The sequence below is a fragment of the Colwellia polaris genome, assembly GCF_002104515.1.
In the GTDB taxonomy this organism is placed as follows: domain Bacteria; phylum Pseudomonadota; class Gammaproteobacteria; order Enterobacterales; family Alteromonadaceae; genus Cognaticolwellia; species Cognaticolwellia polaris.
On the sequence record NZ_NBOE01000008.1, the window covers coordinates 1 to 23322 of the forward strand.

Annotated in this window: 19 protein-coding genes and 1 pseudogene; 4 read left to right on the forward strand and 16 right to left on the reverse strand. The window is 39.0% G+C overall.

Annotated elements, in window-relative coordinates:
• Positions 1 to 101: pseudogene (locus B6A32_RS19465) on the reverse strand (Type I secretion system protein TolC); the annotation flags it as partial.
• A gap of 789 nt (positions 102 to 890) precedes the next feature.
• Here B6A32_RS19465 and B6A32_RS12845 point away from each other — a divergent pair.
• Positions 891 to 1175, forward strand: a complete 285-nt coding sequence (locus B6A32_RS12845; protein ID WP_085304694.1) for a damage-inducible protein J — start codon at positions 891 to 893, stop codon at positions 1173 to 1175.
• Positions 1172 to 1450 carry a type II toxin-antitoxin system RelE/ParE family toxin gene (locus B6A32_RS12850; RefSeq protein ID WP_085304696.1) on the forward strand — a complete coding sequence of 93 codons (279 nt, stop codon included), beginning with the start codon at positions 1172 to 1174 and terminating at the stop codon, positions 1448 to 1450. Before B6A32_RS12845 ends, B6A32_RS12850 begins: the two co-directional genes overlap by 4 nt.
• Positions 1451 to 2105: 655 nt before the next feature.
• Here B6A32_RS12850 and B6A32_RS12860 read toward each other — a convergent pair.
• On the reverse strand, positions 2106 to 3545 hold the full coding sequence (locus B6A32_RS12860) for an NCS2 family permease (RefSeq protein ID WP_085304701.1): 1440 nt from the start codon (positions 3543 to 3545) through the stop codon (positions 2106 to 2108).
• A 343-nt stretch (positions 3546 to 3888) separates the two neighbouring features.
• Here B6A32_RS12860 and B6A32_RS12865 point away from each other — a divergent pair, with 343 nt between their 5' ends.
• Positions 3889 to 5496: a SulP family inorganic anion transporter gene (locus B6A32_RS12865; RefSeq protein WP_085304703.1), complete on the forward strand. Its 1608-nt coding sequence runs from the start codon at positions 3889 to 3891 to the stop codon at positions 5494 to 5496.
• 196 nt (positions 5497 to 5692) lie between these two features.
• Here the strand turns inward: B6A32_RS12865 and B6A32_RS12870 are convergent, their stop codons facing one another.
• The 12 genes from B6A32_RS12870 to puuE all read right to left on the reverse strand — a co-directional run bounded on the left by B6A32_RS12870 (position 5693) and on the right by puuE (position 19846).
• A complete protein-coding gene (locus tag B6A32_RS12870; protein ID WP_085304705.1) occupies positions 5693 to 6319 on the reverse strand; it encodes a TetR/AcrR family transcriptional regulator in 627 nt (208 codons plus the stop codon).
• Positions 6320 to 6460: 141 nt separating this feature from the next.
• Complete coding sequence (locus B6A32_RS12875; protein ID WP_085304707.1) at positions 6461 to 7651, reverse strand: urate hydroxylase PuuD; 1191 nt, start codon at positions 7649 to 7651, stop codon at positions 6461 to 6463.
• Positions 7652 to 7699: 48 nt separating this feature from the next.
• Complete coding sequence (gene guaD / locus B6A32_RS12880; protein ID WP_085304709.1) at positions 7700 to 8986, reverse strand: guanine deaminase; 1287 nt, start codon at positions 8984 to 8986, stop codon at positions 7700 to 7702.
• Positions 8987 to 9048: 62 nt separating this feature from the next.
• Positions 9049 to 9555: an ureidoglycolate lyase gene (locus tag B6A32_RS12885; RefSeq protein ID WP_085304712.1), complete on the reverse strand. Its 507-nt coding sequence runs from the start codon at positions 9553 to 9555 to the stop codon at positions 9049 to 9051.
• 22 nt (positions 9556 to 9577) lie between these two features.
• Entirely contained in the window at positions 9578 to 9919 is a 342-nt protein-coding gene (gene uraH, locus B6A32_RS12890; RefSeq protein WP_085304714.1) for a hydroxyisourate hydrolase, read from the reverse strand.
• Positions 9916 to 10416 (reverse strand): 2-oxo-4-hydroxy-4-carboxy-5-ureidoimidazoline decarboxylase, encoded by a 501-nt coding sequence (gene uraD / locus B6A32_RS12895; RefSeq protein ID WP_085304716.1) that lies wholly within the window; start codon positions 10414 to 10416, stop codon positions 9916 to 9918. The genes uraH and uraD overlap by 4 nt, the downstream gene beginning before the upstream one ends.
• 80 nt (positions 10417 to 10496) lie before the next feature.
• On the reverse strand, positions 10497 to 11411 hold the full coding sequence (gene xdhC / locus B6A32_RS12900) for a xanthine dehydrogenase accessory protein XdhC (RefSeq protein ID WP_085304718.1): 915 nt from the start codon (positions 11409 to 11411) through the stop codon (positions 10497 to 10499).
• Between the two features lie 10 nt (positions 11412 to 11421).
• Positions 11422 to 13785, reverse strand: coding sequence for a xanthine dehydrogenase molybdopterin binding subunit (gene xdhB, locus B6A32_RS12905; protein WP_085304720.1), 2364 nt, complete (start codon positions 13783 to 13785; stop codon positions 11422 to 11424).
• Entirely contained in the window at positions 13778 to 15235 is a 1458-nt protein-coding gene (gene xdhA / locus B6A32_RS12910) for a xanthine dehydrogenase small subunit (protein ID WP_085304722.1), read from the reverse strand. Before xdhA ends, xdhB begins: the two co-directional genes overlap by 8 nt.
• Positions 15236 to 15690: 455 nt before the next feature.
• Positions 15691 to 16527, reverse strand: coding sequence for a bifunctional allantoicase/(S)-ureidoglycine aminohydrolase (locus B6A32_RS12915; RefSeq protein ID WP_085304724.1), 837 nt, complete (start codon positions 16525 to 16527; stop codon positions 15691 to 15693).
• A gap of 5 nt (positions 16528 to 16532) precedes the next feature.
• Complete coding sequence (locus tag B6A32_RS12920; RefSeq protein WP_085304726.1) at positions 16533 to 18716, reverse strand: malate synthase G; 2184 nt, start codon at positions 18714 to 18716, stop codon at positions 16533 to 16535.
• A 209-nt stretch (positions 18717 to 18925) separates the two neighbouring features.
• On the reverse strand, positions 18926 to 19846 hold the full coding sequence (gene puuE, locus B6A32_RS12925) for an allantoinase PuuE (protein WP_085304728.1): 921 nt from the start codon (positions 19844 to 19846) through the stop codon (positions 18926 to 18928).
• A 517-nt stretch (positions 19847 to 20363) separates the two neighbouring features.
• On the opposite strand from puuE, the gene B6A32_RS12930 reads away from it, so the two are divergent.
• Positions 20364 to 20717 carry a DUF1428 domain-containing protein gene (locus B6A32_RS12930; protein WP_085304730.1) on the forward strand — a complete coding sequence of 118 codons (354 nt, stop codon included), beginning with the start codon at positions 20364 to 20366 and terminating at the stop codon, positions 20715 to 20717.
• A 65-nt stretch (positions 20718 to 20782) separates the two neighbouring features.
• Here B6A32_RS12930 and fghA read toward each other — a convergent pair whose 3' ends face one another.
• Both fghA and B6A32_RS12940 read right to left on the reverse strand, forming a co-directional pair.
• Positions 20783 to 21634 (reverse strand): S-formylglutathione hydrolase, encoded by an 852-nt coding sequence (gene fghA, locus B6A32_RS12935; RefSeq protein WP_085304732.1) that lies wholly within the window; start codon positions 21632 to 21634, stop codon positions 20783 to 20785.
• A gap of 357 nt (positions 21635 to 21991) precedes the next feature.
• A complete protein-coding gene (locus tag B6A32_RS12940; RefSeq protein ID WP_085304734.1) occupies positions 21992 to 23122 on the reverse strand; it encodes an S-(hydroxymethyl)glutathione dehydrogenase/class III alcohol dehydrogenase in 1131 nt (376 codons plus the stop codon).
• Between the last annotated feature and the right edge of the window lie 200 nt (positions 23123 to 23322).

A 23322-nucleotide genomic window follows, 5' to 3' on the forward strand; every position in this document is an offset into this window, starting at 1 on the left:
GTATCTTCACCGCATAAAAAAGCGCGTCGAACACAACGCGCCACACAATGATAATACGGGGTGTTTACTAAACTGATTTGCTGCTTCCTTGGCGTAGCCATAACTCACCTGAGATAATGTTGTGGGGGTTTTCTTAGTTTAGTTCAGTGTTCTGTAATTTCAATTTAGGATGGGTGTCCTGTTAATTCGCTGTAATTTCAATTTAGGATGGGTGTCCTGTTAATTCGTTCTGTAATTTCAATTTAGGATGGGTGTCCTGTTAATTCGCTGTTAATTTTTGTTAATTATTAATTATTTAAATGTAGAGTTTAGGGGGTAAATTTAATGTGAGTGTCATGTTAATTACACCCACTCTAAATTAGATACGAAGGATTTTCAATTTAGGATGAGTGTCTCGTTAATTTTGCTCTAAATTAGATACGAAGGATTTTCAATTTAGGATGAGTGTCTCGTTAATTTTGTGTCTCGTTAATTTTCCCCTTAACAAAAGTAATAAAGATATAATAATTGTTTTCATTGTGACTCTAAAGGGCATACAAACTCCATGTGTACATAACGAGCCTGTAGAATTACTCGTTTTAATTTAACTTTTAATCAAAGTACTCTAACTGGATTATTTTCTCTTAACAATCAAAGTTTTGAATGACACTCAATTAAAATACTGTCTTTTAAATGGATAATAATACTCTTTCGTTGTAGGAAAACAAAGACGGCGTATGATGAATCAACGTAGTTAGCGGCCTTGAAAAGCAGAGGCTCGCCGCTATTAAAATATGCGGTGGAAAACAAACTTTAATGCTTGAGGTCCACCTCAGGGCGTGTTGTTAGTTGCCTAAGCACAACACCAGTGCTAACATTTGTGAGTACGCAATTTGATTAAGGTAGCTATTATGGATACTCGCATACAATTTAGAGTTGATGAAGAAACTAAACGCTTAGCGCAATTAATGGCTGAAAGCCAAGGACGCACATTAAGCGATGCATGCAGAGAGCTTACAGTAGCCTTAGCTGAAGAACAACGAAAAACAGTGACCCATGATTTATGGTTAACAGAACAAATAAATGCTGCATTTGACAAGATTGATAAGGGTAAAGCTAGTTTTATTGATCACAATGAAGCTAAAACTCAGATGGAGGCTAGAAAGAATAAAATCCGTAATAGAGATAAAATATGATTTTTTGGGAAGAAGAATCACTCAATGACCGAGAAAAGATATTTGAATTTTTATTTGATTTTAACCCTAACGCAGCAGAGAAAACGGACCAAATAATAGAAACTAAGGTTGAAAACTTACTTGAGCATCCATTAATGGGTGTTGAAAGAGATATTTTTCGTGGCCGTGTATTAATTATTCCAGAAGTATCTATGATTATCTCATATTGGGTAGATGGTGACATTATCCGAATAATGCGGGTGTTACACCACAAACAGAAGTTTCCACAAGGTTAAGAAAGGCAACTAACGCCCTTGTTATAAGCACACCGCTGTGCAATTACCATATATAAGTTTAACAATGACTCCGTCATCATCGAAAAACTCCGCAATGTTTAGACCGTTAAGTTCAGAAAACTTTGCATTTGATATATACACTGGATCGTTTACGAAATTGAAGTCTACGTTATCAAATTTAATGATCCAACTCACCCTTTGATAATCCTCAATTGTGAGAATAAAAATATCAGCTTCAAAATCAAATTCGTATTTCTTAACTTGGCTATCAGGCCAACATATTTTGGACAATTGACTATTCAAGGCATTCATAATCCTAAGTGCTTATAACAGCTTATTAGACGGAAATATTCCGCCTTTGCACAACCAAGACCACCCTGATTGTGAATATTTATTCAAATTAATATACATAATACCAAATGTAATAAGTTATTGACCAATTTTAAGCGAGGATAAATTGTTCAATAATACATATTTATTGTTCCAGACTAAACATAAGTACCATTATCCCTGCAGGCAAGGCGTTTGATTGATTCTTACATTATTGACGATTTAAACCGCCTTAAAATGATCGATTATTTATTTCAACCGGCATAGCTTATCCCTTATATTCAATTACTTATTATAAACCCTTGAATAAACCGATATATTATTCTTAAGTTAAAAATATAAATTTAGCAACAAATAAAGCCGTTAATGCCCATACACCGTTTGAGATTTCTTTATGTTTTCCGGCGCCTAACTTAAGTACGGTATAAGTTATAAAACCAAATGCAATGCCGTTGGCTATTGAGAAAGTAAATGCCATCATCACGGTTGTGGCAACTGCTGGGGCGTATTCGGTTAAGTCATCCCAATCTAAGCCTCTTAATGAGCTCATCATTAGCATGGCAACATAAATTAAGGCACCGTCAACCGCAAAGCCGGGTAGCATTTGTGCCAATGGTAAAAAGAACATCCCCAAAGCAAATAGTAAGCCTATAGTTATGGCTGTTAAGCCTGTTCTTCCGCCTACAGCAACGCCTGCAGCAGACTCAACATATGAAGTAACGGGCGGGCAACCAAAAGCGGTGCCAATAACGGAAGAAATAGAGTCTGCTTTTAGTGATTTATTTAAACCGATAATTTTGCCATTTTTATCTTGTAATTTAGCGCGTTCTGCAACGCCCATTAATGTACCTGCGGTATCAAAAATATTGACAAATAAGAAGGTAACAATAACCGGGATTAAAGCGACTTGAAACGCGCCTGCTATATCTGCTTTCCACAGAATAGGCTCCAGTGCTGAAAAGTTTGGTATAGCTAACATGCCGTTATAGCTAACAAAACCAGAGGCTGGAGCGAATGATTTAGCGGCTTCTGCTACAACAAAAAATTCTCTGGGTAGTACCCATGTCATAATAAAAGCGATTAGTGTTGTTATGGCTATACCAATGATTACTGCACCAAATACATTACGATAACTCAGTACGGTTATCAGTAAAAAGCTTAAAAAACCAAGTGCCGGTGCTTCTGGACCGAATTCGCCAAAGCCAAAGTGTGTTAGGTCGGCGAGTGCTACAATATTATCTGGGTTAGCAACCACAATGCCGGTAAAACGTAAGCCAATGAAGCCAAGAAATAATCCTACCCCGGCGGTCATCGCTAAGCGTAAACTTAGTGGAATACTATCGAGCATCCATTCTCGTAGCCGAGTAACGCTCATTAGCACGAAAATAACACCTGATAGAAAAACTGCGCCTAACGCTATTTCCCAACTATAGCCCATAGCGCCAACAACAGAAAAAGTAAAAAATGCGTTTAAGCCCATACCTGGCGCAAGCCCTACCGGCCAGTTTGAATATAGGCCCATCATAATGGTGGCTATTGCTGCACCTAAACACGTTGCTAAAAATAAGCCATCAAATGGCATGCCCGTTTTCGACATGATAATAGGATTTAAAAACATAATGTATGACATAGTTACAAAAGTTGTTAACCCTGCCATCAGTTCTGTTCTTACGTTGGTATTGTGCGAGCTTAGTTTAAAAAATCGCTCTAAAAAGTTTAGATCACGAGTTGCTGTACTGCTGGTAACGCCGACTTGATCATCCATAATATTTAATCTCTAGTTATTTAGAACTTGGTTTTTACTTTGTTATAAATAAAACCTATTTAAGGAAATTAATTAACCACTTTATGTTTAATTGTTTGCGATTAATTACTTTTTTGCTAACGATTAATTTAGCTGTTTTGTTTTAGTCGTCACTTCATCCTAAACTTAAAATAGAAAACCTGTCAATAGTGTCAAGAAGTAAGTTTTTTTTGACATATTTCTTGTATAATCTGCGCGAAGCTCTTCTAGAGCATACAATACTGGGTGATCTCTTTTCTATTTCAATACTAACATTATTAAAGTACCACTCAGCCTTCATCGAATTTTTAATTATTGAGTTGTTATGCTTCAACTAACACATTTTAATCGTCACACCATTAAAGGTGATATTTTTGGTGCACTTACCTCTACCATAGTTGCACTACCTTTTGCTTTAGCTTTCGGCGTAACGTCAGGCGCGGGTGCTAGCGCGGGGATATATTGTGCCATTATTACGGGTTTGTTTGCTTCTATATTTGGTGGTACAAACCAACAAATATCTGGGCCGAATACCGGGTTAACTATTGCAATGGTGGCCATTTTAACCAGCTTTATAGCAAAGTCGCCTGAACATGGCGTGGCGATGGCATTTACTGTGGTTAGCTTAGCGGGTGTTTTTCAAATGCTTTTTGGTTTTTTTAAACTGGGTAAGTATTTTACGCTGATATCTTATCCGGTTATTTCAGGCTTTACTTCAGGTATTGGTATTTTGATAATTTTATCGCAAATACCGGTTTTATTTGGCAAACCATTTGCTGAGTTGTCTTTATCGATATCAACGTTAACAAGTACAAACACCTTAGTTGGTTTGGTATGTTTAGCCGTACTTTTTGTTTGGCCTCAGAAGTTTAAACAAATAATACCAGCAAGTATTATTGCAGTATTAGGAGCGACAATATTTTATATATTTTCAGGTAGTGATATTCCTGTTGTTGGTGCAATTTCAAGTGAATTACCTACGTTTAACTTTCCTACTTGGCAACATGACTTAATCGGCGAGATGATAAAATCTGCTTTGCTTATTGCCACCTTGAGCACACTAGATTCTTTAATGACTTCGCTTACCGTTGATAGTATCAGTAAAGATTTACATAACTCTGATCAAGAATTAGTTGGCCAAGGCATAGGTAATGTTATTGCTGGCTTCTTTGGTGCACTTCCTGGTGGCGGTGCAACCATGCGCACGGTAACTAACCTAAGGGCTGGCGGCACCACACCTTTGTCGGGTATTTTACATGCGCTATTTATTCTGGCTATTGTATTATGGGCAGGAGAATACACTGCTTATATTCCTGTCGCTGTACTGGCGGCAATTCTAACGCATGTAGGCATTAGTATTATTGATTGGAACTTTCTTAAACGCGTGCATCAAATTCCGTTCTTTAGTGTTGCCTTAATGGTTGCAACTATGGTGATGGCGGTTATATTTGATTTAATTACTGCGGTGTTAATTTCAGCATTTATCGCCAATTTAGTTACTATTCGCCGATTATCAGAAATTCAATTGGATAACATTAAGCTTTTAACTGCAAAAGAAGCTGTGCACCTACCGGTTTATGAAAAAACCTTATTCTCTGAATTAGATAACCAAGTGCTTTTGTTGAATATTTCTGGCCCTATTGGTTTTGGCGTAGCCAGAGGCTTAAAACAAAGTGTTTCAAAATTAGATCAAGACAAAGCCTTATTAATAGACTTTACCGATGCGCGTTTTGTCGGTATTACGAGTACTATTGCCATTGAAGAAATTATTATGAGTTATCAAACCGAGGGGAAAAAAATATTGTTATCAAATATTTGCCAACGAGTTCGTGACGACTTTAATAAGTTACATTTATTTGAAAAAGTACCAAGCGAGCAAATATTTAAAAGTAGAATTGAAGCTTTGTACTATTTAAAAAACAATAGTACTTAGTTTTCGTTAAAGCACAGCGAGAACCATAATATAAACATAAGAGAGCTATGTGCCTGCAATGAGCGCTATATAAACGCTTTAAGTACTCGCTGGGCACTTGGGGTTTATCTCTTAAATGTGTGCGATTATGGCTCGCTATTGAATAATATTGAGCCTCTATGTTTGCACTGGCTTTTAAAACGTAACATTTTTGATGTTAACGAATACCACAGCCTTTAAGAATTATTTGGGTAAGTGAAGCGACTACAGCTTCGAAGTCGTCATCGTTCATTTCGTTTTTATCTAAGGCTGCCACAACTTGCACGTTAAAGTCGGCGTAGTGTTGGGTTGAGCTCCATATTAAAAACAACAAATGGTATGGGTTTATAGGGTCTATTAGGTCTTGCTCTACCCAAGTTTCAATCACCTTAATTTTAGTGTCTATCCAGACTTTAAAATCATTATTTAAGTAATCTTTAAGCACGGGTGCGCCGTGAATTAGCTCGCTTGCAAAAATTCTTGAGGCATCGGGGTCACTTTTGGCGTGCATAACTTTTGCTCTAATATAAGCACTGAGCACTTGCTTAGGTTCGTTATCCAACGTTAGGGTGTCGTAATCCGTATTCCATACCGCGATAATATTACTGAGTAACTGTTGGTATAAGTCGGTTTTGTCAGCAAAATAATAATGAATATTAGCGCGGGCAATATTGGCGCGTTCAGCTATACGTTTGATAGAAGCACCTTTGAAGCCATGTGTTACAAACTCTTTTTTAGCGGCCTCTAATATTATGGCTTTATTTTTTTGTCGAATAGTCCCTTCGTTTACTTTTTCTTTACTCACTTAAATTCCTATTAACCGTTAACACTAGCACTAAATTAACGTGTAAAAATGGCAGATAACACCACTAATTAATGTTTAGGGTACTGGCTGCCACTTGATAATAAACACCATACGTTGAATGTTATAAACGCTACCGTGCTGCTATTTCGAATTTGCTAACCAAATAGCTAATTGCGTACGCTCTTCATCTGTCATTTCAGTTTTATTCATAAACGGCATATCTTTAGCGTCAATAACACGGGCTTGAATGCGCGGCCCCCATTGCTTAATGGTGTCGATATTAGAAAACACAAGCCCTGCCGGTGCTATGGTAAAAATATCATCGGTAGGGTTTTCTGCATGACAAGTACCACAACGTTGTTCAATAATTTGCGTAACTTGGCTATCCGTTACTTCTTGCTTGAGTTGCTCGGCACTTATTTCAACTGAACGTGGAGCAATTGCCACAGCTAATACAATAGTAGCTACAACTGATGCCACTAAAATTAACGGTTTTTGCTTACCAAAATGGCGCAATACAAAATATTGACGAACAGCAGCTGTGATCAATACTATTGCCATTAACACTAACCAATTAGCACTATGGTTAAAGGTCATCGGGTAATGATTTGAAATCATGATAAAAATAATAGGTAACGTGGTGTAAGTGTTATGTGTAGAGCGCACTTTAGCATTTAATCCGTAAGCCGGATCTGGAGCTTTGCCCTCTTCTACTGCTTTAACAAGCGCCCGTTGCGATGGCATAATACCGAAAAATACATTACCGGCCATAATGGTGCCAATAATTGCGCCCATGTGCATATAAGCACCACGCGCACTAAATATTTGCGTTAAACCGTAAGATAATGCCGTTGCTACAACAAACAAAATCAAACCTAAAATAATGCCATGATTTCTGAGTTTTGTTCTTACCAGTAGCTCGTAAATACCTACACCAACCACAATAGAGCCAAGCCCTAATCCAATGGCTTGCCATTGCGTTAAATCAGCAACACGCTTATCAATTAAGTAAGATTCTGCGCCAACGTAAAACATTAACGACAATAACAAAAATCCGGTGATCCAAGTGGTGTAAGCTTCCCATTTAAACCAATGCAATGTGGCTGGCATTTTTGGTGGTGCAAGTTTATATTTCGCCACTTCATAAAAACCACCACCGTGTATGGCCCATAAATCGCCGCCTATACCTTTGTCAGCTTTTTCTTGAGGTGGCGTTTCTAAATGGTTGTCTAACCATACAAAATAGAAAGATGCACCAACCCAAGCAATACCGGTAATAAGGTGGGCAAATCTAATAACTAAATTCAGCCATTCATTAATATACGGATCCATAAAATTCCTTAGTGTTCAGATTTTGTTATTGAATTATTATTGTGTTTATTAAACCCGCTCACCCATAATATGGGTTGCTTTAACATGACGTTCGTCACCTAACATGCTTAATATAAATAGTTTTTCTGACAACGTTTTACAATGTTGCATGCGTCTGTCCATTAACGGTGTTGCATGATAATCCAAGACAATAAAGTCGGCTTCTGCGCCTTTAACGAAATTACCAATAGTCCCTTCAAGATCTAAGGCAATTGCGCCGCCTAAAGTGGCTAAAAACATCGATTTAAACGGGCTAAGTTTATCGCCACGTAGTTGCTGGGTTTTATAACCTTCGTTAATGGTACTTAACATAGAAAACGTTGTGCCCGCGCCAATGTCGCTGCCTAAACCTACGTTTACATCAAATTTTTCTACTTGTTGTAGGTTAAACAAACCACTGCCTAAAAACAGGTTAGAGCTTGGGCAAAACGCTACTGCTGAGTCTGTTTCACTTAAACGCTGACATTCACTATCGTGCAAATGCACGCCATGGGCAAAAACGCTTCTTCGGCTGAGTAAGTTACTTTTATCATAAACATCTAAATAACCATCGCTGTCTGGAAATAGTTCTTCTACCCAAGCAATTTCAGATTTATTTTCACTTAAATGGGTATGTAAATAAACACTTGGATTTTCTGCTAGTAACTGCCCTGCCTTGTTTAGTTGCTCGGTTGAACAAGTAGGGGCAAACCTTGGCGTTATTGCATATTGTAAACGGTCGGTGTTGTGCCATTTTTCAATTAATGCTTTGCTGTCATCATAACCACTTTGTGCGGTGTCAGATAAATAATCAGGGCAGTTTTGGTCCATTAACACTTTGCCGCATATCATGCGTAATTTTTTCTGCTGGGCAATAGTGAAAAATGCATCGACAGATTCTTTGTGCACAGTGCCAAACACTAAAGCCGTTGTTGTGCCCGCTTCAAGTAATTGCGTTAAGAAGAATTCGGCAACTCTTTTACCGTGTTCTAGATCAGAAAATTGGCGTTCAAATGGAAAAGTATAGTTTTCTAACCATTCAAGCAGTTGCTCGCCGTATGAGGCGATCATTTCTGTTTGTGGGTAATGTACATGCGTATCAATAAAGCCAGGCATGATTAAACCATTTTCGTAATGAATAACGTCAACATCGTTATCTAGGGTGTTAAGTAACGCTTTTGCTTCGCCTACTTGTTCAACTAGGCCATCTTTAATAATGAGTAACCCATCTTCAATATATTGATAACTGTCTTGCAAAGCTACTTTGGCTGGATCGGCCAAGAAATGCAGTAACTCTCCGCGATATACTTTCAACATTTTTTCTTACCTTATAATTTGGTTTTTAATTTATTAACTTATGCCGGTTATTCTGGCTTGTTCTAACTTTTTGCAATAACGATTGAACCATCGAGTTCTATCACATCACAGTTATCACCTTTACCGCCTCGATCGACTACTAAAAAGTCACTTTCTCCGCCCAATGCTAAACAGAAATGATGCCAAGTACCTTTATGATAATTTACACCTTGGTCAGCGTTGGCGATAAATACTTCTAACTTGTTTATGTCAAATTCGCCTGCGGGTGCAACTACCACTAAGTATGGGTTTTGGCCCATAGGAATAAACGCTTGGCTACCGTGGGGATGTCGTTCCATCATCTTAATAGCAATGGGTTGAGCTAATGGCGTTGAGCGAAATATGTTGATAATGGCGTGACCGGCATTATCACTAACATCAACTTTAGCCAGATCATGATAACGCTGAGTAAAGCCATTGTTTATTGCAAAAACATGCGCTTCAGCATTCGCTTCAATTACATCACCAAAAGCAGTAAAAGCGGCACGTGTTAATGGCTTTGGTGTAACGGTTTGAACATTTTTCGGCATAAAATTTCTCTGCTTATTCAGCTTAGCTACCACGATAAGTTGAATATCCAAAAGCGGTTAATAACAACGGAATGTGATAATGGCTGCCACTGCTGTCGAGTTCGAATACAATATCAACATATGGATAAAAGCCTTGTTCTTTATTGGCCACAAAATACGGTTTTGTTGAAAAATGCATACGATAAACACCTGCGGCCAGTACTACATCGTCAGCTAATAAACCGGCAATTCGCCCATCAGCATTGGTAACGCCATAAGCTAGTTCAGCCCAACCATCACTGGTTTGCGCAAATAGCGTAATAGGTAGGTTTTGTGCAGGTAAACCGCGAGTTGTGTCAAGTACATGGGTGGTTATTTGGCTCATAGTAATTTCTCTAAACGTAGATGGAATATTTTGCGCTGCTCTTCGGCGGCGTTCGCCAATTCAGTGCTTTTATTGTTAGGTAAACGCGCTTGTAATAACGCCAGCATTTGTGCCGCGCTTTTACCTGTTGCACACACAATAAAGATGAAACCAAACTTTGCTAAATAGTCAGCGTTACCTTTAGCAAGTGCTTCAAGTACTTCTTCTGTAGCTTCGCTAACTGAGCTTTGTTCTCCACTGGCTAGCGCTTTGGTGTTGGCATATTTAGCTCTTAAGGTAGCAACGTTTCCAATTTGTGGATGACCTTCGAATGCTTCTAAATAGTCAGCTTCTTCAAGCCCTTGCCACGCTTTATCTGCTTTACTCACCAAGTCTTGTTGATCCCTAAAAGGGCGTGCATTAACCATGCGCGCAACCCAAGTTGTAGCGGTACAACATTGCATAAAACTATGCGTGGCTTCTTCGACAGATAAGTTATTTAATTGTGCTAAATCCATTGTTTTTCCTGTTAAATTTTTGCTGTGCATTATCATCAACTTTACGTTAACGCAGGGCAAAATAGCTCTTTTACTATTCGTTACTCTGTTTCAAGCAGTTGCTTAAGCGCTTGCCAGTGAATACCTTGTTGCGTTTTAGGACGACTTTTATTTATGGCGTTAGCTGGAGTCTGCGGGTTTGACAGCTCAAGCTGTTGATTTAAGCGCTCGACTTTAGCTTGTTCAGCTTGATAGATATTAATAATTTCAGCCGACACAGATACCGCCACTTCCATCGGCAATTTACCACCTACTTGCGATAAACCTATTGGACAGTTCATTCTTGCTACTTGGTTTTCATCAATATCACGATGTTTATAACGCTGCTTAAATCTGCGCCATTTGGTATCAGAAGCGATTAAGCCTAAGTAATGAAAATCAGCACGCTTTAAAATAGCTTGTGATATTTCAAAATCCATTTGGTGGTTATGAGTCATCACTATAAAGTAGCTATTGGCTGGCATGCTTGCTACTTCTAGCTCGGGGGTATCACTCACCACTTTATGAACATTGTCGTATTGCTCAACATTGACAGGAAACTGCGCTTCACGGCTATCAACCCAAGTTACCTTGCAAGGTAGTTGCGCTAAAATTGGCACTAACGCTTTACCAACATGGCCAGCACCAAATAACATAATATTAACGCCGGTAGCAGCGAAACATTCAAACAATACGCTAGTATTACCGCCACAACATTGACCTAAATTACTGCCTAATTGAAAGTGCTCAATATGTTGGCAGCTTTTACCGTTAAGCAGCATTTTTTTTGCTTGTTTAATGGCTTTATGTTCGAGGTGCCCGCCACCAATAGTGTCAAAAATGTCATCATTACTGATCACCATTTTTGTACCACTATTTCTAGGGGTTGAGCCTGAAACGCCTACCAAGGTAACTAATACATAGGCTTGGCCTTGTTTGCTCAACTTATAGCTGGCACTGCTCCAGTTTGTTGTCATCAGTAGTTACCTAAACCTGCTCACTGTCTTTCATCGCTTCAACCGCCCAAAGTACTCGCTCGGGTGTTGCTGGTGTATCTAGCGCTGGGCTTAATTTGTAATCTGACACGCTCGAAATGGCATCTTTAAGCGCAGACCATACCGAAATACCGAGCATAAATGGCGGTTCGCCTACGGCTTTCGAGTTATAAATGGTTTGCTCACGATTAGGATCGTCTGGCACTAAGTCAACGCGAAAATCGCTTGGGGTATCACTTATTGCCGGTATTTTGTAAGTTGCAGGGTTATTAGATAACAGTCTACCTTGGTCATTCCAAACCAATTCTTCGGTCGTTAACCAACCCATACCTTGAATGAATGCACCTTCAATTTGTCCGATATCTATTGCAGGATTTAACGAGTGCCCTACGTCATGCAAAATATCGGCACGTAATAATTTATATTCACCCGTTAGGGTATCAATTAATACTTCAGATACCGCCGCGCCAGTTGAATAATAAAAGAAAGGTCGACCTTTACCTGTTGCGCGATCAAAATGTATTTTGGGTGTTTTATAATAACCTGTTGAAGATAACGATACTCGGCCCATATAAGCTTGCTGAACAAGCTCAGCAAATGAGAAGGTTTCTGCGCCCACCAACACTTGGCTGTTTTTAAAACTAACCTCTGCTTCGCCAACGTTATATTTTTCACAAGCAAAAGCAATTAAACGAGCTTTAAGGATTTTAGCTGCCGCTTGTGCCGCTTTACCGTTTAAGTCGGTGCCTGACGAAGCTGCTGTTGGAGAGGTATTAGGCACTTTATCGGTACGTGTTGCCGAGACACCAACGGTATCAACGTCGACTTGAAACTCTTCAGCAACAATTTGCGCTATTTTGGTAAATAAACCTTGGCCCATTTCGGTGCCGCCATGATTTAAATGAATAGTACCGTCGGTATAAATGTGAACTAAAGCCCCGGCTTGGTTTAAGTGTTGCACGGTAAATGAAATACCAAATTTAACCGGCGTTAACGCTATACCTTTCTTTAATATCGTATTTTCAATATTAAACTGGCTAATACTTTCTCTGCGGGCTTGATAATCTGAGCTTTGTTCTAATGAAGAAATTAATTCCGCCATTTTGTTATGCTCTACCGTTTGGTGATAGTGCGTAACGTTGCGATCGTCTTTGCCGTATAAATTAATTTTACGAATTTCTAACGGATCTTTTCTTAAATAACGGGCAATATCGTCCATGACCATTTCAATGGTCATCATGCCTTGTGGTCCACCAAAACCACGATAAGCGGTATGCGATACGGTATTTAATTTACAGCGATTTCCGGTAACTTTTGCTTGGTCTAAAAAGTAAGCGTTGTCAGAGTGGAACATGGCTCTGTCAACAATAGCATCGGACAAATCGGGTGAATAACCACAATTGCCGTTGACTTCGATATTAATGCCTTTAATTTGACCGTTACTGTCAAAACCCACGTGATAGTTATTTTCAAAAGGATGACGTTTACCTGTCATACACATATCGTCTGAGCGGCTTAACTTAAATTTAACCGGACGTTTAGTATGGTTTGATAACAAGGCCGCTAAACATGCCCATGGCGCAGCTTGGGTTTCTTTACCACCAAAACCTCCACCCATACGACGCGTGTCTACAATCACTTTATTCAGTGGAATATTGAGCACTTCAGCCACTAGCTTTTGTACTTCACTTGGATGTTGTGACGAAGAAAATACCGTCATGCCGCCATCTTCGGTGGGCTCGGCTGTTGATACTTGTCCTTCAAGATAAAAATGCTCTTGACCACCAACAGAAATTTCACCTCGTAATTGATGTTCAGCTTGTTCAATGGCGGTTTCTGAATCACCGCGCTGCATAGTAAAAGGCGGGCGTACAAAGTTTTGTTTGGCCAGCGCATCTTTTACCGTTAATACGGCTTCGAGTTCTTCGTATTCTATTTTTGCCAATTTAACAGCGCGTCTGGCTAAGTCGTGACTGGTCGCTGCAACGGCAAATATAGGTTGGCCAATATAGTCAACTTGACCCATCGCCAATACCGGGTCGCCAGGAAATACTGGGCCAATATCGGTATGTCCGGGTACATCTTCCACCGTGATCACGGCGACAACCCCTTCGGCAGCTTTTACCGCTGATAAATCGATACTTTTAATACGCCCGTGTGCAATAGTGCTTTGACCTGCAGCGGCATGTAATTGCCCTTGAAGGCTAGGCCTGTCATCAATATATAAAGCTTCGCCGCTAACGTGTTTATCAGCGCTTTCGTGCTTTTTAGAACGACCTACGCCACCTTGGCCGACAGCAGTAGATTCTTGGTTTATATTTTCGTTAGAGTGTTTGGTATTTATAAGACTACGCATAATTAACTACCCGAGTTTCAATCTGTTTACTTTGTAATTCTAAATAACACTTTTGAATTAAGTTTTGTGCGACTTTCAGGCGATATTTGTCAGAAGCTCGTACGTCTGACATTGGCGTAAAGTCGAGTGCTAATGCTGCTTGTGCGGCCGTAACACTTTCACCATCGAAGGTTTTATTTAATAAAGCGCCTTCACATTGTTTGGCACGCATAGGAATACCCGCCATACCACCAAAAGCGATACGAACACTGGTAATAATATTATCTTTAAGTTCGATGTTAAATGCCGCTAAAACCGCAGAAATGTCGTCGTCAATGCGTTTAGATATTTTATAAACTTTCAGTACTTTATTAGCCGAAGACTTAGGAATATAAACATTTTTAATAAACTCAGACGGCGCTAGTACTGTTTTTTTATAATCAACAAAGAAGTCTTCTAAAGCAATTTTCCGCTCTTGATCACCACGTTGTAAGGTAATTTCAGCACCTAAGGCGATTAAAGCTGGCGGCATATCACCAATTGGTGAGGCATTACCAATATTGCCACCTAAGGTGCCATTATTGCGAATTTGTCGTGAGCCTATTCGCTCGATCATCTCACCAAGGTCGTGATACTCCTGATGTAACATCGGGGTGAATTCACTATAAGGCACTGCAGAGCCAATAATAAATTCTTCAGCGTTATCTGAGATGGTTTTTAACTCTGCAACATCACCCAAATAAACTAGGTCATCAATGGTGGCTAAATTTTGTGTCACGGTTAAGGCTAAGTCAGTTGCGCCAGCTACCAAAGTTGCATCGGGGTTTTGCAGTAATTTATCGGCTAACTCTTTAGCGGTTTTTGGTGCAAAGTATTGATGACGACCATTTGATAACGCCGCTGACGGTAGTGTTTTAAATTCATTTAATTGCTGCACCGTTTGTTGATAGTGCTCGGCAAATGAGTCTGCTTCTGTATGTTCACTTGAGGCTATCGCCGCATCAATAATTGAACGATACCCCGTACAGCGGCATAAATTACCTGCTAATGCTTCAAGTACTTCTGCTCGATTAGGCTTGCTATTTTGTTTATGCAATGCAAATGAAGACATAACAAAACCTGGGGTACAAAAACCACATTGCGAGCCATGATTATCGACCATAGATTGTTGAACATGATGCAATTTAGCCCCTTGTTTTAGGTGTTCAACGGTAATTAATTGCTTGCCATGCAAACTGCCCACAAAACTAATGCAAGCATTGATTGATTTATAATCGAGTGTTTGGCTATCTTTCGCTAACTCAGCTACCACCACGGTACAAGCGCCACAGTCGCCAGAAGAACAGCCTTCTTTGGTACCACTTTTAAATTGCTCTTCACGTAAATACTGAAGAACCGTTAAATTCGGATCTATGTTTTCTACGGTCACAACATCGTTGTTTAATAAAAAACGCACTGTACTTGTGGTCATATTTGGTTCCGCTTCTTGTTTTATGATTTTTTATTGTGCTTGTTTAGCATCAAATATATCAGAATAAAAACCTGACACAAGTGACAAGTTATTATTTTATCTTTTAATGCTGAATATCGCCATAAGCATTTACGACTTATAAGCTTTAATTCAACCGCTTAATAAGCGAAAGGCGTTCTGAGCTTTTCAATATAATAATAGGTCAAAATATCAATAAACTCTCAGATACTGCTTTAAACCAAATAAGAAAGAAGAGATTAAACGTTGAGGCTAATACTATGGAACGAGTTTTGTCGTTAGATTTAACAGTAGAAGATTTTTGAATGCATAGGTTGTATGTATTAGCTTTATTATTCACAATGATTTGCTGATATAAAATGCGCACGTAATATCATGATAGCTGACGATTACATGCGCTTTTAATAACGCTTTTTAGCTAAGTAAAAAAGTAATAATTACCTTGCAGGACGTATAAAAGGCATATGTCTATTTACATCTTTATAAAGTAAATACCTAAAAGGTCCAGGGCCGCCGGCATAACAAGATTGTGGGCAAAATGCGCGTAGCCACATAAAATCACCCGCTTCTACTTCAACCCACTCACCATTAAGGTGATAAACAGCCTTACCTTCTAATACATAAAGGCCATGTTCCATTACATGCGTTTCATCAAATGGGATAACGCCACCGGGCTCAAATGTTACAATATTTACGTGCATGTCGTGACGCATGTCTGATTGCTCAGTAAAGCGAGTGGTTTTCCATACGCCGCCAGTGTCAGGCATTTCTATGCCTTCTACTTCGTTATCACTGGTAACAAATGGCTCGGGGGCATCAATACCTTCAACAAACTGATAGGCTTTGCGGATCCAATGAAACTTAACGTTAGCACTGCTGTTGTTTTTTAATGTCCATTTACAGCCAGGTGGTAAATACGCATAGCCACCAGTGTCTAAGTGATGATTGGTGCCTTCAATGTTTACATCCATTTCGCCTTCAACAACAAAAAGTACCCCTTCTGCTTTTTCGTCTAATTCTGGTTTTTCAGAGCCACCATTGGCGCCAACCTCAACTATATATTGAGAGAAAGTTTCTGAAAAACCACTTAATGGACGCGCGATAACCCACATACGCATGTTTTCCCAAAAAGGTAGGTAGCTAATAACAATATCTGTTAGTACGCGTTTTGGAATAATCGCATATGCTTCGGTAAAAATTGCTCGGTCTGAAATCAATTGTGTTTGTGGTGGTAATCCGCCTGTTGGCGCATAGTATGTGTGTTTAGCTGACATGGTCTTTATTTCCTTGATGTCTGAGCGGCAATGAATTTTTTTCTGTATTCATGCAACAATGGTTCGGTATAGCCATTAGGCTGAGTTTTACCTTTAAAAATTAAATCTAACGCGGCTTGAAAAGACAAACTATTGTCAAAATCGTCTGACATAGCTTGGTAAGTGCTATCGTGTGAGTTTTGTTGATCAACCACCCTTGCCATTTTTTCCAATGACGCCCTAACTTGCGTTGGTGTTAAAATATTGTGCTCTAACCAATTACAAATGTGTTGGCTGGAAATTCTTAAGGTGGCTCTGTCTTCCATTAAGCCAATATTGTTTATGTCTGGAACTTTTGACGCTCCCATGCCTAAATCAATCCATCGAACAACGTAACCAAGTAAACCTTGCGCATTGTTGTTTAATTCGTTTTCAATAGCTTGTGGAGTCAAGCTGCTTGTATCGCTTAGTAAGGGTACTGTTAATATATCATCAATGTTAGCACGTGCTCTTTTGACAATTTCTTTCTGTTGTTCAAAAACGTTAACTTGATGGTAATGCATGGCATGTAAGGTTGCACCTGTAGGAGAAGGCACCCATGCGGTATTTGCACCCGATAATGGGTGAGCAACTTTAGCTTTCATCATGGCGGCCATTTCATCCGGTATTGCCCACATACCTTTACCTATTTGCGCTTTACCGGCAAAACCACAAGCTAAGCCTATATCTACATTCCAATCTTCGTAGGCGTTAATCCAAGCTTGTGCTTTCATGTTACCTTTTGGCACCATAGGACCTAGTAACATACTGGTGTGTATTTCATCGCCTGTTCTATCTAAAAAGCCCGTGTTAATAAAAACTACACGGCTTTTAACCTCACGAATACATGCCTTTAAATTGACCGTAGTGCGGCGTTCTTCATCCATAACACCAATTTTGATGGTATCTCTATCTAAATGTAGTGCGTCTTCAACGGCATTAAACAGCTTATTGGCAAAGGCAACTTCTTCAGGACCATGCATTTTAGGTTTAACAATATAGACATTGCCATTTCTGGAGTTACGGTGCAGATTAGTTTTTTGTAAATCATGCAGCGCAATTAAGGTGCTGATCATGGCGTCCATGATGCCTTCTTGAATTTCCAAACCATCTTTGTCAATCACCGCAGGGTTTGTCATTAAATGACCAACGTTGCGACAAAATAACAAGCTACGTCCGTGAAGAGTCAAACTGCCATCAGCAAGATCGTTATAGACTTTATCTGCCTTTAAAATACGTTGTGATACCTTACCCGATTTTTCAATGGTTTCGCTTAAATCGCCTTTCATTAAGCCTAACCAGTTACGATAAACTTGAATTTTTTCTAACGCGTCTACCGCAACTACAGAATCTTCAAAATCTTGTATCGTGGTAAGTGCCGACTCTAAGGTAATATCTTTAATACCCGCATCATCTGTTTTGCCAATGGCAGAGTTAGGGTCTATCTCAATCGCTACGCGTAAATCATGATGGGTTAATAAAATAGAGCTAGGACTGTTTTTTGTTCCTTGATAGCCGATTAATTGTTCGCCATTTTTTAACTGGGTTGTGTTGCCGTTGCTTAATGTTACTTGTAGAGCTTTATTGTTAATCGAATAACCAATAGCTTGGCTATGAGAGCCAGAAAGTAGCGGGAAATTTTGGTCTAAAAACGCTTTGGCATAGGCAATAACTTTTTTTGCTCTGTTTGGGTTATGTGAATGCCCTTTTGTAGCGCCATCTTCCTCGCTGATAACATCGGTGCCATAAAGTGCGTCATACAAGCTTCCCCATCGTGCGTTAGCCGCATTTAATGCAAAACGAGCATTAGCGGTAGGCACAACAAGTTGAGGGCCTGCTTGCAGGCTAACTTCAGAGTCAGCATGTTGAGTCGTGATGGTAAAGTCTTCACCTTCTGGTACTAGGTAACCAATTTCTGTGAGAAATTTTTTATAGCTTGGCAGATCAAATTTGCCTTGATGCTTTATGTTCCACTGATCTATTTGTGCCTGCATAACATCGCGCTTTACTAATAATGCTCTATTTTCTGGCCCTAGTTCATGGGTAATATCTGATAAAGCCTGCCAAAAATCTGGCTCTGAGATATTCAAACCAGGTAATACGTCTTCTTTGATAAAGCTTGCTAGGTCATTGTTAACCTGTAACAACCCTTTTTGTAGATATTTTGTCATATGGTGAGATACTCGTTACGCTATATGTTTAAAGTTGTAGTGCCGATAATGTAAAACTAATAATGTAAAACTAATCCTGTAAAACCAATAAATACTCTGTGATATCTATCGGTACTGGCTTTGGCAGTTACTTTAATGCCATATTAATTTGACAGTAAGTTACTATTTATTGTGAAAGCATTATTATGAAAAAATTGAGTTAACAGAGCTTATGAAGCGCCGTGGTGTTTAATCCAATGCTCTGCTATATCTTGCCTTGTGCACAGCCATACATCGTTAAACTGTTCAATGTAATCTAGAAAACGTACTAAACTTGCAAACCTACCCGGGCGTCCGATAATGCGGCAATGTAATCCAATTGACATCATTTTCGGTGCGTCAGCACCTTCAGCATATAAGGTATCAAAAGTGTCTTTTAAATAATTAAAGAATTGGTCACCAGCATTAAAACCTTGTGGGCTTGCAAAGCGCATGTCATTTACATCAAGTGTGTAAGGTACAATTAAATGCGGCTTGTTTATGCCTTCAACAAAGTAAGGTAAGTCATCAGCGTAGCTGTCGGCGTCATATAAAAAAGAGCCTTCTTGCATCACCAGTTGTCGGGTGTTTTCGCTCATTCGACCTAAATACCAACCTTTAGGTTTTTCGCCGGTCATTGCTTGATGAATTTCAATGGCTTTTTTTAAGTGTTCACGCTCTGTTTCAATAGGCACTTTTTGATAATCAATCCAACGATAACCATGACTAGCAATTTCCCAATTAGCGTCTAGCATCGCTTGTATTGCTTCGGGGTTTCTTTGCATAGCCATGGCAACAGCGAACACAGTAACGGGCACCTTTCGCTGGGTAAATAAGCGGTGTAATCGCCAGAAACCTGCTCGGCTGCCAAATTCATAAAATGATTCCATATTCATATGGCGCTCATTTTCAAAAGGCAATGCACCAATTATTTCAGAGAGAAACGTTTCAGAAGCTTTATCCCCATGCAAGATGCAATTTTCTGCACCTTCTTCATAGTTAATAACAAATTGAACGGCTACTTTAGCTTTATTTGGCCAATTGGCCTGTGGCACTTTTTGACCGTAACCTTTCATATCTCGGGGATAGTTATTTATATTTTCTGCACTCATATATTTGTCTACTTAATCGTATTTTTTATCATGACTGTGGAGTTTAAACACCTTGCACTCTTTAATTTATAAAATAAAACCAATACCTTACAGGAATTCCTTAGGTTATAGCTTTCAAATTAAAAAATGTTAATGCTAAGCTTTTATATCTGCGCATCTACAGCTGATTTTAAAAGTTAATGGCAATATTCAATGTTTTCCCAATACCCTTGAAGGTATTTTATTGTTCGCTAGTGATAGAGCATTGCCGATAAGTAACAGGCAATGCTTAAATTATTTTGGTGAGGTGATATCACTTAGCATATTGAACAAAAATTCGAGTGTCAATAATATAGCCCATAAAAGTTGACACAATAGTCAGCATTATTCTAAGGACAAAATTTATTAAATAATAGCTTTTTATTATGATTTTTTTATGAACTGTTTAGTCTGCTAGGCAGACAAATTAGCCATTGCTGCTAAACTTTATTTAATCTAAAAACTAACAACCCACCAATGTGGAATAGGAAAATTTAACATGGCATATGTAGATGGTTTCGTTTTGGCCGTTCCCACCGCCAATAAAGCAAGTTATTTAGCCTTGGCAAAAACAATGGCTGTTATGTTTAAAGAGCATGGTGCGTTAACTGTAGTGGAAAATTGGGGAGATGATGTTCCAGACGGTGAGACAACCTCTTTCCCTATCGCCGTAAAATGCCAGCCTGATGAGACAGTGGTATTTTCTTGGATCACTTGGTTGTCAAAAGAAGCAAGAGATTCAGGGATGAAAAAAGTAATGGCGGATCCACGCATGAGCGAAGAAAACATGACAATGCCTTTTGATGGCAAACGGATGATTTTTGGCGGCTTTGAAACTATTTTAACGCAATAATAAGCATAAAATGCTCAAACGCCCGTTCAAGTGACTGGAGTTTGAGCATTTAATTGATTGAGTATTTATGTGTTTAAATGAGCGGCATGAAAACGCACATGCTCTTCAATAAACGATGCTATAAAATAATAACTGTGATCATAACCTTCATGAATTGCTAAGGTTAACGGGTAGTTGTTAATTTTAGCTGCAGCTTCAAGTGTCTCAGGCTTTAATTGCTGTTCAAGAAAATCATCAGCCCCACCTTGATCAACCTTAGCAGGAATAAAGTTACTGGCTATTCGCATCAACTCACTAGCATCGTGGTTTTGCCATGTTGCTTGGTCTTTACCCAAGTAGGCGGTAAATGCTTTTTTACCCCACGGCACATTAATTGGATTACAAATTGGGCTAAATGCCGACATCGAGCTGTAACGCTCTGGGTTTAATAAACCAATGGTTAAAGCACCGTGTCCGCCCATTGAATGACCACTGATCGCACGTTTATTAGAAACCGGAAAAGAAGCTTCAATAATCGCAGGCAATTCATTTACTACATAATCGTACATTTGGTAATGACGATTCCAAGGCGCTTGCGTAGCATTAACATAAAAACCTGCACCTTGACCTAAATCGTAACCTTCGTCATTGGCAACATCTTCACCGCGAGGGCTGGTATCTGGCGCAACAATAGCAATGCCAAGTTCGGCAGCAATACGCTGTACGCCGGCTTTATGCATAAAGTTTTCATCGGTACAGGTTAAGCCTGAAAGCCAGTAAAGCACGGGCACTTTTACGCCGCTTGATACTTGTGGAGGTAAATAAATAGCAAAACGCATAGCACAATTTAGTACGGTAGATTGATGACTATATTGTTTTTGCCAACCACCAAAACTTTTATTTACACTGACGTTTTCGATTAAATGATCAATTGTCATAAGACACCTCAAAACGTTACTCTTTTTAGCAATTTTACCTTAGGCAAATCTTATAAAATAAGTTATCCGCTAAAAGGAGCAATACAAACTGTTTGTACTAGTTTGTGATTATTTAGAAAAATATTACTTAACCTAAACTCTGGATAATGAGAGCTTGATACTCAAGTGAATCAAAAGTTTAGGTGGTAAAGTAAACGCTATAGCAAGTGAACATCACGAATAGACACCATCAATGTTTCATTTTATGCCATTTCCCAGGCAAAACGTTGATGAATAGCGAGCTATTTATCAACGTTTTAACGCAGACAATGAGTTAAAATATAGCATTGAGCAAGTGTTGCTTATCCGGAGTTCAGGTTACTTATCAAAGTGAATAACGGTGCGAATACTTTCGCCTTTATGCATTAGTTCAAACGACTCATTAATGTCTTCAAGCGCCATTGTATGGGTAATAAAGTCACTTAATTTAAATTCACCAGCTAAATAACGCTCTACGTAGTCAGGTAACTCTGTACGACCTTTAACACCACCAAATGCTGAACCGCGCCATACACGACCAGTAACCAGTTGGAACGGACGGGTTGAAATTTCTTGCCCTGCACCAGCAACACCTATGACTACTGACTCACCCCAACCTTTATGACAACATTCTAAAGCAGAGCGCATTAAATTCACGTTACCCACACATTCGAATGAATAGTCAACACCACCGTCTGTTAGCTCTACAATTACGTCTTGAATTGGCTTATCGTAATCTTTCGGGTTAATACAATCAGTAGCGCCTAACTTTCTGGCTAACTCAAATTTACTTTCGTTAATATCAATCGCGATAATACGGCCTGCTTTCGCCATAGTTGCACCAATCACCGCTGACAAACCAATACCGCCAAGACCAAAGATAGCAACGGTAGCGCCCTCTTCAACTTTTGCAGTATTCATTACAGCGCCCATGCCGGTAGTAACGCCACAACCTAATAAACACACTTCTTCTAACGGCGCATCTTTATTTACTTTCGCTAGTGAAATTTCTGGCAATACTGTGTATTCAGAAAATGTTGAACAGCCCATATAGTGAAATATTGGCTGACCGTCTTTATAAAAACGGGTTGTGCCATCTGGCATTAAACCTTTACCTTGAGTTTCACGAATTTGTTGACACAGATTGGTTTTACCCGATAAACAAAATTTACATTCACCACATTCTGGTGTGTATAAAGGAATAACATGGTCGCCTACTTTTACACTGGTAACGCCTTCGCCCACTTGCTCAACAATACCACCACCTTCGTGGCCTAAAATTACGGGAAAAATACCTTCTGGGTCTTCACCTGATAAAGTAAAAGCATCGGTATGACATACGCCTGAGGCAATAACTTTTACTAACACTTCACCTTTTCTTGGCAACATTACATCAACTTCTTCAATAGATAATGGTTGCTTAGGACCCCAAGCAATAGCGGCTTTAGATTTAATAAATTTATCTGACATATTCATTCTCACTTTTAAATTGAAATATTTTAATGTTAAAGCACAAACATAAGATGCTTGTTATGAAACAAGTTTACTACACTAATAAAATTATAATAATGTAGCTAAAATACAATTCACTTTTACTGACAAGTAACAATAACAGTAAAAGAATTGTTTTTATTGGGTTAATTATATTAATTTCTTAGCGAATGAGAATA